Origin of the sequence: Dietzia cercidiphylli (assembly GCF_039531545.1) — a bacterium.
Lineage (GTDB): Bacteria > Actinomycetota > Actinomycetes > Mycobacteriales > Mycobacteriaceae > Dietzia > Dietzia natronolimnaea.
The window spans coordinates 26,364-40,901 of the sequence record NZ_BAAAQG010000024.1 but is presented as its reverse complement, the minus strand read 5'-3'; the positions used below and the strand labels follow the sequence as shown (position 1 = coordinate 40,901).

General features: G+C 71.5%; 12 protein-coding genes and 1 tRNA gene. 4 read left to right on the top strand and 9 right to left on the bottom strand.

Going from position 1 to position 14,538, the window contains the following annotated elements; translation table 11 throughout:
* Positions 1-12: 12 nt before the first annotated feature.
* On the top strand, positions 13-747 hold the full coding sequence (locus ABD250_RS16945; protein ID WP_182659417.1) for a rhomboid family intramembrane serine protease: 735 nt from the start codon (positions 13-15) through the stop codon (positions 745-747).
* Here the strand turns inward: ABD250_RS16945 and ABD250_RS16940 are convergent.
* Together ABD250_RS16940 and crgA are read right to left on the bottom strand one after the other, a co-directional pair.
* The gene (locus tag ABD250_RS16940; RefSeq protein ID WP_241730820.1) at positions 737-1,273 is read right to left on the bottom strand and encodes a PH domain-containing protein; all 537 of its coding nucleotides are present in this window, start codon (positions 1,271-1,273) and stop codon (positions 737-739) included. The genes ABD250_RS16945 and ABD250_RS16940 overlap by 11 nt on opposite strands.
* A gap of 334 nt (positions 1,274-1,607) precedes the next feature.
* Positions 1,608-1,874 (bottom strand): cell division protein CrgA, encoded by a 267-nt coding sequence (crgA, locus tag ABD250_RS16935; protein ID WP_179524031.1) that lies wholly within the window; start codon positions 1,872-1,874, stop codon positions 1,608-1,610.
* 89 nt (positions 1,875-1,963) lie between these two features.
* Here crgA and ABD250_RS16930 point away from each other — a divergent pair, with 89 nt between their 5' ends.
* Complete coding sequence (locus ABD250_RS16930; RefSeq protein ID WP_182653882.1) at positions 1,964-2,644, top strand: aminodeoxychorismate/anthranilate synthase component II; 681 nt, start codon at positions 1,964-1,966, stop codon at positions 2,642-2,644.
* A gap of 204 nt (positions 2,645-2,848) precedes the next feature.
* On the opposite strand, the gene pknB is transcribed toward ABD250_RS16930, so the two are convergent.
* The 7 genes from pknB to ABD250_RS16895 all read right to left on the bottom strand — a co-directional run bounded on the left by pknB (position 2,849) and on the right by ABD250_RS16895 (position 12,257).
* Positions 2,849-4,858, bottom strand: coding sequence for a Stk1 family PASTA domain-containing Ser/Thr kinase (gene pknB, locus ABD250_RS16925; RefSeq protein WP_344393440.1), 2,010 nt, complete (start codon positions 4,856-4,858; stop codon positions 2,849-2,851).
* Complete coding sequence (locus ABD250_RS16920; RefSeq protein ID WP_344393438.1) at positions 4,855-6,417, bottom strand: serine/threonine-protein kinase; 1,563 nt, start codon at positions 6,415-6,417, stop codon at positions 4,855-4,857. The genes pknB and ABD250_RS16920 overlap by 4 nt, the downstream gene beginning before the upstream one ends.
* Positions 6,414-7,886: a penicillin-binding transpeptidase domain-containing protein gene (locus ABD250_RS16915; RefSeq protein WP_182658563.1), complete on the bottom strand. Its 1,473-nt coding sequence runs from the start codon at positions 7,884-7,886 to the stop codon at positions 6,414-6,416. Before ABD250_RS16915 ends, ABD250_RS16920 begins: the two co-directional genes overlap by 4 nt.
* 7 nt (positions 7,887-7,893) lie before the next feature.
* Positions 7,894-9,336: an FtsW/RodA/SpoVE family cell cycle protein gene (locus tag ABD250_RS16910; protein WP_182644383.1), complete on the bottom strand. Its 1,443-nt coding sequence runs from the start codon at positions 9,334-9,336 to the stop codon at positions 7,894-7,896.
* A gap of 3 nt (positions 9,337-9,339) precedes the next feature.
* Positions 9,340-10,836 carry a PP2C family protein-serine/threonine phosphatase gene (locus tag ABD250_RS16905; protein WP_344393435.1) on the bottom strand — a complete coding sequence of 499 codons (1,497 nt, stop codon included), beginning with the start codon at positions 10,834-10,836 and terminating at the stop codon, positions 9,340-9,342.
* Positions 10,833-11,291, bottom strand: coding sequence for an FHA domain-containing protein FhaB/FipA (locus ABD250_RS16900; protein ID WP_107747200.1), 459 nt, complete (start codon positions 11,289-11,291; stop codon positions 10,833-10,835). Before ABD250_RS16900 ends, ABD250_RS16905 begins: the two co-directional genes overlap by 4 nt.
* An 87-nt stretch (positions 11,292-11,378) precedes the next feature.
* On the bottom strand, positions 11,379-12,257 hold the full coding sequence (locus tag ABD250_RS16895; RefSeq protein WP_179524037.1) for an FHA domain-containing protein: 879 nt from the start codon (positions 12,255-12,257) through the stop codon (positions 11,379-11,381).
* A 189-nt stretch (positions 12,258-12,446) separates the two neighbouring features.
* On the opposite strand from ABD250_RS16895, the gene ABD250_RS16890 reads away from it, so the two are divergent.
* Together ABD250_RS16890 and ABD250_RS16885 are read left to right on the top strand one after the other, a co-directional pair.
* A tRNA-Leu gene (locus ABD250_RS16890) sits at positions 12,447-12,532 on the top strand.
* A gap of 420 nt (positions 12,533-12,952) precedes the next feature.
* The gene (locus ABD250_RS16885; RefSeq protein ID WP_182615856.1) at positions 12,953-14,536 is read left to right on the top strand and encodes a Re/Si-specific NAD(P)(+) transhydrogenase subunit alpha; all 1,584 of its coding nucleotides are present in this window, start codon (positions 12,953-12,955) and stop codon (positions 14,534-14,536) included.
* Positions 14,537-14,538 lie beyond the last annotated feature (2 nt).

Here is a 14,538-nt window from a genome sequence, read left to right as displayed (position 1 = left end):
GCACACCAGCCCATGACCACCCAGACGCACAGCGGCGGCGCCGTCTCCCGCTTCTTCCGACGCCAGCCGGTGACCGCGTGGCTCATCACCGCCAACCTCGCGGTCTACGCCGCCACGGTCGCCCAGTCGCGGAGCATGCTCGGCAACCACACCTCGGCGCTGTTCGAGGCCACGGCGCTCTATCCGCCGCTGGTCGCGGCGCGGGACGAGTGGTGGCGCCTGATGACCTCGGCCTTCCAGCATTTCGGGCCGATGCACCTCCTGCTCAACATGTACATGCTGTGGATCCTCGGTCTGGGCATCGAGCGCAGCATCGGACACGCCCGGTTCTTCGCGCTGTACCTGGTCTCGGCCTTCGGCGGCTCCGTCGCCGTGATGTTCTACGGCCAGAACGCGCTCACGGCCGGGGCGTCCGGCGCCATCTTCGGCCTCATGGGTGCCTACGCGATCGTCGCGATGTCGATGCGCCTCGACGTCAAGGGGATCGGGATACTGCTGGTGCTCAACATCGGCGTGAGCTTCCTCGTTCCCGGCATCTCCCTCGCCGCCCACCTGGGCGGCCTGGTGGTGGGCGCGCTCGGAGCGGTCGTCCTGGTGGTCCTGCCCCGTCGACTGCCGGGACGGGTGGGTCGTGGCGGTCGGGAGACCGTGTCGTGGCTCGCCTACCTGGGACTGGTGGCGCTCGTCGCCGTGGCCGCCTGGTACGCGGCCGACACCATGCAGTGGGGTTACGTCCTCAGGCGATAGATCCGGGGCCGCCGGTATCCGACCCGCCGGTATCCGACCCCGTGGCATCCGAGCCGCCGGCCCCCGGCCCCCGGGTCCCCCCGAATCCCAGGCCCACCAGCCTCTCCCTCACCTCACGCGGATCGGTCCCCAGGTCTCCCCGCGTGAACACGTCGAGCTGCTCCCGCCCCCGGTCGTCCACGTACTCCAGTCGCATGAGGTGCTGGCGCACGCCCCATCTCGCGACCCCGAGCGCGCGCGCCTCGACGACCTGCGCCGGCGGCACGAACACCACGCCACCGAGCTTCTTGATCGCGAGCTGTCCGTCCACCACCTCTATCCGGGGACGCCGCATCAACTGCATCACCCCCGCGGGGACCACGAGCAGCGCCAGCAGCCCGGTGAGGATGAGCCCCAGGGGATCCCGGTTGGTCAGTCCCACCACCACCGCACCGACCCCGAGGGCGATCTGCGCGGCCGGCCACAGGGTCCCCGGGCCCCACGACGCGGCCTGGTGTCCGCCGGTGGACGCCGTTGTCTCACTCATCCCGCCATCCTCCCTTATCCACAGGCGGAATCCACAGTGTGGATGAATCACACGGGTGGAGTTCGATCCGCGTTCGAGAGGGCAGCACCCCGACCTGCGGCGTCGTCCTCGTCGTCGTCGTCGAGGGTTTATCCCCAGTGTGGAGGGAGTTGTCCACAGCCTGTGTGCGCGGGCGCGGGCATCGCTAACACCGGTCACTTCGCCGAATACACCACCGTGACCTGCATGGATGTCAATTCGATGAGAAAATGCAGGTCACCCCCCGCGTCGTGCGGGGGGTGACCTGTGAATTAAGCTGTGGAATGCGGGGAACGGGGTTCCGGTAGAACGGGTGTCAGCGCCAGTTCATGGTCATGAGCAGCCCGACCACGGCCAGCCCGAAACCGATGGCGAAGTTCTGCCAGGTCTCGAGGGACTGCATGAACGGGATCCGCTCACCGGCGATGTAGTAGGTCACCAACCACGCCAGGCCCAGGATCATGAGACCGAACATCACGATCAGGTACCACTGCGCGGTGGGCGTCCCCTTGACCTTGACGGGGGTGCGGCTGACGGCCGCGTCGGTGTACTCGGTCTTCGACCGGACCTTTGACTTGGGCATGACGTCCTCGCACTGGTGGGGCTGATCCAGGCCACTCTACCAAGACCCGCCGGGGACGTTCATCCCGACGACAGCAGTACGCTGCATCTATGCGCATCCTCGTCGTCGACAACTACGACAGCTTCGTCTACAACCTGGTCCAGTACCTGGGACAGCTGGGCGCGACGTGCGAGGTGTGGCGGAACGACGACGAGAGACTCGCCGGCCCGGACGGCGGCTACGACCCGGCGTCGCTCGCGGGCGTGGTCGCCGAGTTCGACGGCGTCCTGCTGAGCCCGGGCCCGGGGACGCCGGACCGGGCGGGAGCGACGATCCCGCTGATCGGGGTCTGTGGGCGCGCGGGTGTCCCGGTGCTGGGCGTGTGCCTGGGACACCAGGCGATCGGTGAGGCCTTCGGCGCCACGGTCGACCGGGCCGCTGAACTCATGCACGGCAAGACGAGCCGGGTCACCCACGACGACTCGGGCGTCCTCGCCGGGATCCCCAGCCCGTTCACGGCGACGCGCTACCACTCGCTGACGGTGCTCCCGGAGACCGTCCCGGAGGAACTCGTGCCCACCGCGTGGACCGGGTCCGGGCTGATCATGGCGATGCGGCACCGCGAACTGCCCGTCCACGGGGTCCAGTTCCACCCCGAGTCCGTGATGAGCGACGGCGGCCACCGCATGCTCGCCAACTGGTTGGGCATGTGCGGCGAGCAGCCTGCGGAGACCCTGGTGGCGGGTCTGGAGCAGGAGCTCGACCGGGCCCGCGGCGCCGCGCTCGCCTGACAGGCCGCACCGCGCCGAGTCCCCGCGCGCCGAGTCCCCGCACGCCCGCGCCCACGCCCGGTGGCCCAGCGCCCGCTCCCCGACGCCCGGCGGCCCGGCGGCCCGGCGCCCGCGTCGAGAAGAGTGTTCCGCACAGATCCACTCGGCCGATGCGTGCGGAACTCTCTTCTCGATGGGGGGCGGGGCGGGGTCGCTCGGCGGGGCTCAGCCGGGGCCGGGCACGAGCCCGAAGCGGATCACGCGGACCACGACCTGGTCGTTGACCCCGGCCTCGCCGACCGGCGGCTGCTGCGAGAAGATCTGGCCCACGCGGGTGAGGTCGGGGTCGTTTTGCGGCAGCTCGACCAGCTGACCGCGTCCTCCCCGCCAGCCGGCCCGCTCGAGCTCGCCCAAGGCCTCGGGCACGGTGTCGCCCACGAGATTGGGCATGAGGAAGCGGTTTCCCGCGGAGACCTGCAGCGTGATCGTGGCGCCCTTGAGCTGGGTCTGCCCGGCCGGGGTGGACTGGTCCACCACCTCACCCTCCGGCGCGGTGCCGTCGACCCTGCGGGTGTCCACGCGGAATCCGAGGCCCTCGAGGGTCGCCCGGGCCGAGTCGATTGACTGGCCCACCACCCCCGGCACCTGCAACTGCTCGGGACCGGACCCCACCGTCAACCTGACGGGGCGGTCGGACGGCACCTGGGCGCCCGGGGCGGGATCGGTGTCCACGACCTTGTCCTGGTCCTCCGCGGTGGACGGGCGGGCCTCGTTCTCCGGGACCACCTGGAACCCGGCCTCCTCCAGGGCTAGCCGGGCGTCCACCGGGGACATCCCCATGACGTTGGGCACGGAGAGGATGGGCTTACCCGTGGACACCACGAGGGTGATCTCCGACCCGACGGGCAGGCGCTTGCCGGCGATCGGATCGGAGGCGACCACCAGACCCTCGGGGACCCGCAGGTCCGGCTGCAGGTTCTGGACCGGCTCGAGGCCCAGGGCGGTGAGCTCGTCGATCACCTCCTGCACGGGCCGCTGTGCGACCTCCGGGACGGTGACCTCCTGGATCTGGACCACGCCGCCGTTCCGGTCGGACGCCGCCCAGATGGAGACCGCCGCCACGACACCCAGGACCAGCAGGACCGCGAGGGCGATCGTCACCGCGCGGGGGCGCCTGCCATCCCCGCCGCGGTCGGCGGGGTCCGGTGCCCGCGAGGTGGCGGCGGTCCCGGCGGCCAGCCCGGGCAGCGCGTGCGCCTCGGTCGGGGCCTCGGACGGCGGGATCCGGTCGGCGCGGCCCGAGCCGTAGCCCGCCCCGGCGAATCCGTGGGGGGCGTCGGGTCGTTGTCCGTCGTCGAGCTCGTCGTCGGAGAGCACGAGCGGGGCGGCCGGCCGGCCGCCGCTCAGGACGGCGAGCAGGTCGGTGCGCATGTCCCCGGCGGTGTCGTACCGGTTCTCGGGGTTCTTGGCCATCGCCTGCATGACCACGGCGTCGACGTACCGGCCGACCTCCGGGTTGATCGCGGAGGGCGGCTGCGGTGACTCGCGGACGTGCTGGTACGCCACGGCGACGGGGGATTCGCCGGTGAACGGCGGGGCTCCGGCGACCATCTCGTACAGGACGCAGCCGGCCGAGTACAGGTCCGATCGGGCGTCCACCGTCTCGCCCCGGGCCTGCTCGGGGCTGAGGTACTGGGCGGTGCCGAGCACGGACGAGGTGTTGGTGAGGGTCGAGCTGGCGTCGCTGACCGCGCGCGCGATCCCGAAGTCCATGACCTTGACGGCCCCGTCGCGCGAGATCATGATGTTCGCCGGCTTGACGTCCCGGTGGATGATCCCCTTCTTGTGGGAGAAGTCGAGGGCGCCGCAGACGTCCGCCATCACCCCGAGTGCGCGTTCCACCTCCAACGGACCATCCATCTTGACGATGTCCCGGATCGTGTCGCCCTCGACCACTTCCATGACGATGTAGGGCAACGCGCCGTCATCGGTGCGCTCCTCGCCCGTGTCGTAGATCGCCACGATGGAGGGGTGGTTGAGCGACGCCGAGTTCTGCGCCTCGCGGCGGAAGCGCTGGTAGAAGGTCTCGTCGCGGGCCAACTCGGGCCGCATGATCTTGACCGCCACGTCACGGCCGAGGACGGTGTCCCGCCCCCGGTGGACCTCGGACATGCCGCCGAACCCGAGGACCTCGCCGATCTCGTACCGGCCCGCCAGCAGGTGAGGTGTCGTCATCCGCCGTCACCTCCCCTGCCGTTGTTCGCGGCCGCACCCGCGTTCGGGTTCGCGTTGCCACCGGTGTTGCCGCCACCGTCGCCCTCGCCGGCCTGGCCCGGTGGGACGAAGGAGTTGAACTCGGAGGTCAGCGAATCGAGCATGTCCTGCAGGTCCGGCGCGGGCGGGATGACGGTCGGCGACGGCACCGGCTGGGGCGGCGGTGTGGGCTCGGGGGCCGGGGCGGGGGCCGGCGCCTGGGTGGTCTGGGTCTGCGGCGCCGACGTCGTGGGGGGCGTCGACGGGGTGGTCCCACCGAACAGCCCGCCGGGCCCGAAGACCCCCGCGTTGGACAGCGCGATCGCGACCGCGACCGCGAGCGCCGCGAGCAGGATCACCGCGATGAGGAACCAGCCGGCGCACCCCGCCCCGCCGCGTCGCCGGCGCGGCCGCGAGGTGACCGGCGGCGCGGGGTGACGGCGCGCGGGCGAGTGCGCGGGCGAGTGCGCGGGTGGCTGCGCGGGCGCCCGCTCCGTCCGGTACTGCGGCCGGGCCCCGGTCTGAGCGTTCGGCCCCTGCTGGAGTCTCGTGTACGCCCTGGTGGGGTCCGGACCCGGGCCGCTCCCCGGCCGGGGGGTCTCGTCGGGCAGGACGGTGGTGGCGGCGGTGGCGGCGCCCGCGGCTCCGCCGAGGACCCCTCCGGCGGCGGCCGCGGCGACGAACGCCCCCGGCGGTCGGGGGTCGCGCCCGGCGCGCACGTCGGCCACCGCCTCGGCGAAGGCCTCGCCGTCCGGGTACCGGCGAGCCGGGTCCTTGACCATGGCGTCGGCGAGGAGCCTGCGGACCGGCGGCGGCACCGAGTCGGGCAGCGGTGGCGGCGTCTCCCGGACGTGCATCATCGCCACGCTCACCGGTGAATCGGCCACGAACGGCCTGCGCCCGGAGACGCACTCGTACCCCACCACGCCGAGCGAGTACACGTCACCGGCCGGGGTGGTCTCGTGCCCCATGGCCTGCTCGGGGGCGATGTACTGGGCGGTGCCCACGACCATCCCGGCCTGGGTGACCGCCGCGGACCCCATCGACTTGGCGATGCCGAAATCGGTGAGCTTGACCTGCCCGGAGGGCGTGATGAGGATGTTGCCCGGCTTGACGTCCCGGTGCACCAACCCGATCGCGTGTGCGGCGTTGAGCGCGCGACCGGTCTGCTCCAGCATGTCGAGGGTGTGGCGCAGCGGGAGCGACCCCTCGCGGGACAGGACGTCGGACAGCGGCTCGCCCACCACGAGCTCCATGACCAGGTAGGACAGTGGGCTACCCGAGGCCGGGTCGTCGATCTGCCCGTAGTCGTAGACCGTCGCGATCCCCGGGTGCGAGATCCGTGCCGTCACCTTGGCCTCGGACCGGAACCGCTCGACGAACTCCTGGTCGGAGGAGAACTCGGCCTTGAGCACCTTCACCGCCACGTGCCGGTCCAGCACCGCGTCGGCGGCCTCCCAGACCTGACCCATCCCGCCCGTGGCGATCAGGCGCAACAGGCGGTACCGGCCGGACAGGAGCGCTCCGGAGTTGAGGCTCATCCGGCTCCCCCGAGGAGGGCACCGAGGACCTCGCGCCCGATGGGGGCGGCGTAGGTGGAGCCCACAGTGTCGCGGGTGACGCCCGGCCCGGATTCGATCGCCACGGCCACGGCCACGTCCTGCCCGGGTACGAACGCGATGTACCAGGTGTAGGGGACGGACTCCGCGGCGTCCACGCCGTGCTCCGCGGTGCCGGTCTTGGAGGCGATGGTCACCCCGGGCAGGCCGCCCCCGGCGTTGCGCTCCGCGCCCTCCATGAGCTCGGTGAGGGTGCCGGCCTGCTCGTCGGTGAGGGCGCGTCCGGCGTCCTCGGGGGTGAACCCCTGCACCACGGAGAGGTCCGGCGCCGTGAGCGAACGGATCAGCTTCGGCTGCATACGCACCCCGCCGTTGGACACGGTCGCGGCCACCATGGCGTTCTGCAGCGTGGTCATGCGGACATCGCTCTGACCGATCGAGCTCATGGCGAGCTGGGCGGCGTCCTCCATCTGGCCGAGCCCGGACGGCGCCGCGGGGATCCCGAGCTCGTCCGGCTCACCGCCGTCCACACCGAAGCGCTCGGCCATCTCGGTGAACGCGTCGGCACCGATCTCCTGGCTGAGCTCCACGAAGGGCACGTTGCAGGAGAGCTCGAACGCGGTGCGGAGGGTCACGGTGCCGCCCCCGCAGGCCTGGCCGGCGTAGTTCTGCAGGAACGTGGAGGTCCCGGGCAGCAGGGTGCGGTCCGCGCCGGAGACCGGGGTCTCCGGTCCCATCCCGGACTCGAGGGCGGCGGCGGTGGTGATGACCTTCATGGTGGACCCGGGAGGCAGGGACTGCTGGGTGGCGTGGTTGAGCAGCGGCCGGTCGGGGCTCTGCTCGACCCGCGCCATCTCCTGCGTGCGGACGGTCTGCTCCTGGCTGGACAGGGCGTTGGGATCGAAGGACGGGCTGGAGGCCAGCGCCAGGACCTCGCCGGTGGAGGGTCGGACCGCCGCCACGGAACCCACGAAGGGTCCCTGGCCCGCGCCCCGCTGCAGCGCCGCGTAGGCGACCTCCTGGGCGACGGGGTCGAGCGTCAGCTCCACCGAACCGCCCTGGGGGGTGCGCCCGGAGATGAGCCCCGAGATGCGCTGGGAGAGCAGCCGCGGGTCGGACCCGTTGAGGAACGCGTCCTGGGACTGTTCGATCCCCGAGGTGGCGAACTGCAGGGAGTAGTACCCGACCGTCGGGCCGAACGCGGTCGGACCGGTGGGATAGGTGCGCTCGAACTCGTACCTGCCCTCGGAGGGGACCGACATGGCCAGCACCCGGCCGCCGGCGGTGATCTGCCCGCGCTGGCGGGAGTACTCGTCGAGCAGCATCCGGGTGTTGCGGGGGTCGGCGCGCAGGTCGTCGGCGCGGAAGACCTGCACCCAGGTGAGCTGCAGGAGCAGCGCGACCACCATGACGATGGCGGCGATCGCGATCCTGCGGATGGCGGCGTTCACGCGGCGCTCACCCGGACTTCCGGACGCGGGCCAGCAGCGGGGTCCGCATCATGCCCGTGGCGGCCTCGGCGAGCGCGGGTGTCTGACGCGGGGTCGGCAGCGGCCGCCGGGCGTCGTCCGACAACCGGAGCAGGATGGCCAGCAGGGCGTAGTTGGCGAGCAGGCTCGACCCGCCGTAGGCCATGAAGGGCAGGGTGAGCCCGGTGAGCGGGATGAGGGTGGAGACCCCGCCGACCACCACGAACACCTGGATGGCCACGGTGAAGGCCAGGCCGACGGCGACGAGTTTGCCGAAGCTGTCCCTGATGGTCAGACCCACGCGGATCCCGCGCAGGACGATGATCGTGTAGATCATCAGCACGGCGGCGAGGCCGATCAGGCCCAGTTCCTCGCCGATCGTGGAGGTGATGAAGTCGGTGCCCGCGAACGGCACCTGGTCCGGCCGCCCGTTGCCGAGTCCGGTGCCGCCCATGCCGCCGGAGGCGAGACCGAACAGTGCCTGCGAGCTCTGATAACCGCCGGTGTCGAAGTAGGCGAAGGGGTCCTGCCAGATCTGGAACCGCACCCGCACGTGCCCGAAGAGGGCGTAGGCCAGCACGCCACCGATACCCACCAGCACCACGCCGATGAGCAACCAGCTGACGCGCTCCGTGGCCACGTAGAGCATGGTGAGCACGGTGGCGAAGAGCAGGAGCGCCATGCCGAGGTCCGTGTTGAACACCAGCACGCCCAGGGACAGGAACCACGCCACGATGATCGGACCGAGGTCACGCCCGCGGGGCAGGTCCACGCCGAGGATCCGCCGGCCGGCGCTGGTGAACAGCTCCCGCTTCTCGACCAGGATCGAGGCGAAGAAGATGATGAGCAGGATCTTGGCGAACTCGCCGGGCTGGATGGTGAAGCCGGGCAGGATGATCCAGTTCTTGGCGCCGTTGATCTCGGAGAACCGGGCGGGCAGCACCGCCGGGATCGCCAGCAGCACCAGTCCGGCGAAACCCATGGTGTAGCCGTACCGGGACAGCACCCGGTGGTCCCGGAGGAAGTACAACACGGCCGCCATGAAAGCCAACCCGATCAGGGTCCACAGCAGCTGCCGGGTGACGTCCATCCCTGGCGGGTCGGTGCCGTTGGCGACGGCGCGCGCCGCGTACGCCAGGTCGAGGCGGTAGATCAGCACCAGGCCCAGGCCGTTGAGCAGGGCGACGGCCGGCAGGAGCACGGGGTCAGAGAAGGGCGCCAACCATCGGATCAGCAGATGGGCGCCCCCGCACAGGCCGAGGTAGGCGAGGGTGAGCCAGAGCAGTGTGAGGCTGAGCTCCTGCTCCTGGGCCAACTGGACCAGGAGCAGCGCGAAGCCGACGATCACCGACGCGGCGACCAGCAGGACGAGCTCCTTGCCGCGGCGGGGCGGGGCCGGAGCCGCCTGCGTTCCGGGTGCGGGGGCGGCCACGGGTCAGCTCACCGCCCGGCAGTCGACTCCCGGCACGGGGGCCGGGGCGGGCGGGGGTGTGGGCTGCGGGGACGGTTCCGGGGACGGTTCCGGGGCGGGACGGGGGGACGTGGTGGGGGACGACGGCGAGGGGGTCGCCTCCGCCGGCTCCGACCGCCGGTCCTGGCCCCGCTCCCGGGGCTCGCACGCCGGCAGCAGATTGTCCTGCGCGAGGCGGGCGACCTGGGCGTTGGCATCGGCGAGGCTGCCGGACGGCATCCCGGCGCGCACCGACTCGCGGGCGGGCTCGCGCAGGTCGCCGAGGGTGAAGACGTCGCACCCGGACGGGATCGCATCCGGGTCGTGGAGGGTGAGCGCACCGTCCGCGGACAGACACGCCACCTGACTGACCGAGGCGAGGGAGATGCCGAACACCTCGCCGGAGATGCCCTGCTTGACCACCACCTGGCTGTCCTCTTCGGTGACGAAGTAGTTGCTCCGCACGAGCAGCGCGGAGACGCCGACGATCCCCGCGATCAGTACGAGCACCCCGACGACGCTCAGCGCGAAACGCCAGCGGGTGCCGCGCGGGGCGGGGCGGTCCACCTCGTCGTCGTCGGACCCGTCCCCGGTCCCGGACCCCGGGCCCTCACCGGACGCCTCACCGGCACCGTTCTGCGAGGCGACCCGGGAGCGGGAGAACGCCGCGGCCCGGCCGGCGGCGGTGTCGGCGTGCACCGCGATCTCCCCCGGCTCGTCGGTGGAGGCCGCGCCCACGACCACGGGCACGACCGTGCCGCCGCGGGGGGAGTCCACGACGTCCGCCACCACGACCGTGACGTTGTCGGGGCCACCGGACCGCAGCGCGAGCTGGACGAGCCGCTCGGCGGCGGCGTCGGCGGACCCGGTCCCGAGGGTCTCGGCGATGGTCTCGGCGCTCACCGGGTCGGACAGGCCGTCCGAGCACAGCAGGTAGCGGTCGCCGACCCGTGCCTCCCGGACGGCGGTGGTGGGCTCGACGGGATCTCCGGTGAGCGCCTTGAGGATGAGCGAGCGCCGCGGGTGCACGTGCGCTTCCTCGGCGGTGAGCTCGCCGCGGTCGACGAGCGACTGGACGAAGGTGTCGTCCTTGGTGATCTGCGTGAGGACGTCGTCGCGGAGCAGGTAGGCGCGCGAGTCGCCGACGTGGAGCAGTCCCATGCGCCGGCCGTCGAAGAGCAGGGCGGTGAGGGTGCAGCCCATGCCCTCGGCCTCGGGATGCGCCTCGACGTGCGCGGCGATCGCCTGGTTGCCCTCGTGCATTGCCCGGCTGAGCGCGCCGGCGAGGTCCGACCCCGGTTGGTCCTCGTCGAGCTTGGCCAGGGTCGCGACCATGATCTGGCTGGCCAACTCGCCCGCGGCGTGGCCACCCATGCCGTCGGCCAGCACGAGGACCCGGGGCGCGGCGTACGCGGAGTCCTCGTTGTTGTCCCGCACCATCCCCGTGTGGGAGCGGGCGGCGTAACTGAGCGCGGGGGTCACGCGCGCAGCTCGATCACGGTCTTGCCGATCCGGATCGGCGTGCCGGCGGCCACCTTGACCGGGGTCGTCACCCGCGTCCTGTCCAGATAGGTGCCGTTGGTCGAACCGAGGTCCTCCAGGAACCAGTCCGGCCCGTGGGGCGACAGCCTGGCGTGTTGGTTGGATGCGTAGTCGTCGTCGATCACCAGGGTGCACGAGTCGGCCCGGCCGAGCAGGACCGGCTGTTCGGACAGCGTGATGCGCGTCCCGGCGAGGGCGCCCTGGGTGACGACGAGGTGGCGGATCGCCTTGGTGCCGCGGCCGAGGAAGCCGCCCCGGCGCTCACCCTGGCCGCCCGACCGCATCCCGACGTTGCCGAAGACGTCGGTCTTCAGCGCCCGCAGGACGAGGTAGATGAACAGCCACAACAGCACCAGGAGGAGGCCACGCGAGAGTTGTAGGACGAGTCCCTGCACGAGTTCGGTCCTCCCCTCTCCGGTCAGGTCACCTCGGGCAACGTGTGATCGCCCCTGGAGGTTCCCGGGGGTCCATGCCTGTCGAGGCTAGTCGAACCGGACGGTTATCTCCGAGTGTCCGACGCGGATGACGTCGCCGTCCGCCAGCTGCCAGTCCTGCACCGGGCCCTCGTTGACCGTGGTCCCGTTGGTGGAGCCGAGGTCGGTGAGGACCGCCTCGCGGCCGTCGAACCGGATGTCCGCGTGCTGCCGGGACACCCCGGTGTCCGGGAGGCGGAAGGCCGCGTCCTGGCCGCGTCCGAGCAGGTTGGACCCGCGCTGGAGGCGGAAGGTGCGCCCGGAACCGTCCTCGAGGTGCAGCGTCACCGTGAGCGAGGCGCGACCCTGGGTGATCTGCGTGGGGGCGTCGGACGGACCACCCCAGCCGGTGTTCTGGCCGGCGGACCCGGACCGCGTGGCGACGGGGTAGTTGGAGGCGGGTGCCTGCATGGGGTTCTTCTCCTGACTGGCGCTCGGCGACGCGGGGGACGGCGACGACGGAGCCGGATGGCCCGGTGCCGGTGCCGGCGCGGCGGCCGAGATGTGGAACGGGACGGCGTCGGGGTCCACGACCCCGTTGATCCGCATCTGCCCGGTGTGGAGGTCGTCGCGTTCGACGAAGGTGACGGTGACGGGGCCGTAGGTCTCCCACCCCTGCTCGGCGATGTGGTCCGAGAGGTGGCGCGAGAAGGTCTTGACGGCCAGGGCCTCGTCCTCCGTGAAGGACGCGTAGTCCGACCGGGCGAGGGTGATGGTGTAGCTGTTGGAGACCAGCAGGTGACCGTCGACCACCTTGAGAGAGGCCTCGGACTGCTTCCGCAGCTGCGCCTCCACCTCGGCCGCCACCACCTTGCCGCCGAAGAGACGGGCGAAGGCGTCCCCGACCGCGCCCTGGAGTGTGCGTTCGAACTTGCCGACGATTCCCACGAGCGCCTCCTCTTCCCTGGTACGTGTCCGGACGTCCGGCCGCCGCGCGTGTCGGCGGCATCCGGTCGATCATAGAGGCGGGGGCGGCCCGAAGCACGTGTCCCGCATCCCCGGAGGTCGCGGGGTGAGGCTCCACCAGCGGATTGGTACGGCCGGTGTGGCGCGTGTTAACGTATTCGGGCGTTACTCGGGCGAGTGGCGGAATGGCAGACGCGCTGGCTTCAGGTGCCAGTGTCCTTCGGGACGTGGGGGTTCAAGTCCCCCTTCGCCCACCAGCCGAGTGCAGCCGAGGGTGCACCCGTGAGCCGGCCGAGAGGCCGGCTCTTCGCATTTCGGGCCGGGGAGTGGGGCGCGGGCGTTGCACACGTCACCTGAATCGGGTTCAATAATCGGCGTGACGTAGGCTCACGCGGAAGTTCTCCCGGAGGTCGGCGCCACCATGCCGACGGACCGGAGAGCAACGTCCTCATGGTGGACGGAGCAGAGATCACCCTCTCGCCCGCGCCACCCGTGAGCCCGCATCCCACAGCTCGGATCCCCATCGGTGCCCGACGCGATCAGCGGACGATCCCACCCCGGGTCCCGAACACGATGTAATGAACGGACATTGTCTGGGTCGGTGCACGCGCGTCGGCTCTCCACAACGCTGTCGAAGGAACCCCCACATGGCCTCGAGCCTCGAAGAGATCCCCGATATGACCCCGGAGACCGACATCCGGGACACCGCGGACGCCCCCTCGGTGATCGGCGTGGTCGCCGAGTCCGATCCCGCGGAGAGGCGGGTGGCCGCCACCCCGGCGACCGTCGCCAAGCTGATCGGCCTGGGGTACCGGGTCGTGGTGGAGAACGGGGCGGGAACGCGCGCCGAATTCTCGGACGCGGCCTACGCCGAGTCGGGTGCCGACCTGGTGGAGGGTGACGAGGCCTGGTCGAGCGACGTCGTGTTGAAGGTCGCGGTGCCCACGGAGTCCGAGGTGGCCCGGATGCGGTCCGGTGCGACCCTCGTGGGACTCCTGGCGCCCGCCCAGAACGAGCGGTTGCTGTCCGTCCTGGCCGAGCGCGGGGTCACCGCACTGGCGATGGACGCGGTCCCGCGGATCTCCCGGGCCCAGTCGATGGACGTGCTCAGCTCCATGGCCAACATCGCCGGCTACCGCGCCGTGATCGAGGCCGCCCACCACTTCGGCCGGTTCTTCACCGGACAGGTCACCGCGGCGGGCAAGGTCCCGCCGGCCAAGGTGCTGGTGGCCGGGGCTGGGGTCGCCGGTCTGGCGGCGATCGGTGCGGCCAGCAGCCTCGGGGCGATCGTCCGCGCCACCGATCCGCGGCCCGAGGTGGCCGACCAGGTGGGGTCGATCGGCGGCGAATACCTGCCCGTCGAGGTCCCGGACGAGGAGAAGGTCGTCTCCACGGACGGCTACGCCAAGGCCACCAGCGAGGCCTACGACCGCGCCGCCGCGGCCCTGTACTCGGCCCAGGCGGCCGACGTGGACATTGTCATCACCACCGCGCTGATCCCGGGCCGGGCGGCCCCGCGCCTGCTCACCGCCGCGGATGTGGCGTCGATGAAGCGCGGCTCGGTCATCGTGGACATGGCCGCCGCCCAGGGCGGCAACGTCGAGGGCAGCGTCGCCGACGAGGTCGTGGTGACCGAGAACGGCGTGACGATCATCGGGTACACCGATCTCGCCGGGCGCCTGCCCGCACAGGCATCGCAGTTGTACGGCACCAACCTGGTCAACCTCACCAAGCTCGTCACCCCGGAGAAGGACGGTCGGTGGGCGCTGGATCTGGACGACGTCGTCCAACGCGGGGTGACCGTGGCCAAGGGCGGCGAGGTCATGTGGCCGCCCCCGCCGGTTCAGGTCAGCGCCGCCCCCGCGGCGGCGGCTGCCGCTCCGCTCGAGCCGCGCGCGGAGAAGAAGAAGATGTCTCCCGGCGCCAGGCTCGGACTGATCGCCGTGGGCATGGCGGTGCTACTCCTGCTCACGGCCGTCGCGCCGGGTGACATCCCGCGCCACATCACCGTGTTCGTCCTGGCGATCGTGATCGGCTACTACGTGATCGGCAACGTCCACCACGCGCTGCACACACCGCTCATGTCGGTGACCAACGCGATCTCCGGTGTGATCGTCGTGGGCGCGCTCCTGCAGATCGGGATCGACAACACCGCCGGCCTGGTCCTGGCCACCATCGCGATCCTCGTCGCGTCCATCAACGTCTTCGGCGGCTTCGCCGTGACGCGCCGCATGCTCGGCATGTTCTCGAAGGGAGCCTGAGT

Bases quoted from the DNA above. Each gene is read 5' to 3' on its own strand.
- ABD250_RS16945 (WP_182659417.1), top strand. From the start codon at position 13: ATGACCACCCAGACGCACAGCGGCGGCGCCGTCTCCCGCTTCTTCCGA.
- ABD250_RS16940 (WP_241730820.1), bottom strand. From the start codon at position 1,273: ATGAGTGAGACAACGGCGTCCACCGGCGGACACCAGGCCGCGTCGTGG.
- crgA (WP_179524031.1), bottom strand. From the start codon at position 1,874: ATGCCCAAGTCAAAGGTCCGGTCGAAGACCGAGTACACCGACGCGGCC.
- ABD250_RS16930 (WP_182653882.1), top strand. From the start codon at position 1,964: ATGCGCATCCTCGTCGTCGACAACTACGACAGCTTCGTCTACAACCTG.
- pknB (WP_344393440.1), bottom strand. From the start codon at position 4,858: ATGACGACACCTCACCTGCTGGCGGGCCGGTACGAGATCGGCGAGGTC.
- ABD250_RS16920 (WP_344393438.1), bottom strand. From the start codon at position 6,417: ATGAGCCTCAACTCCGGAGCGCTCCTGTCCGGCCGGTACCGCCTGTTG.
- ABD250_RS16885 (WP_182615856.1), top strand. From the start codon at position 12,953: ATGACCCCGGAGACCGACATCCGGGACACCGCGGACGCCCCCTCGGTG.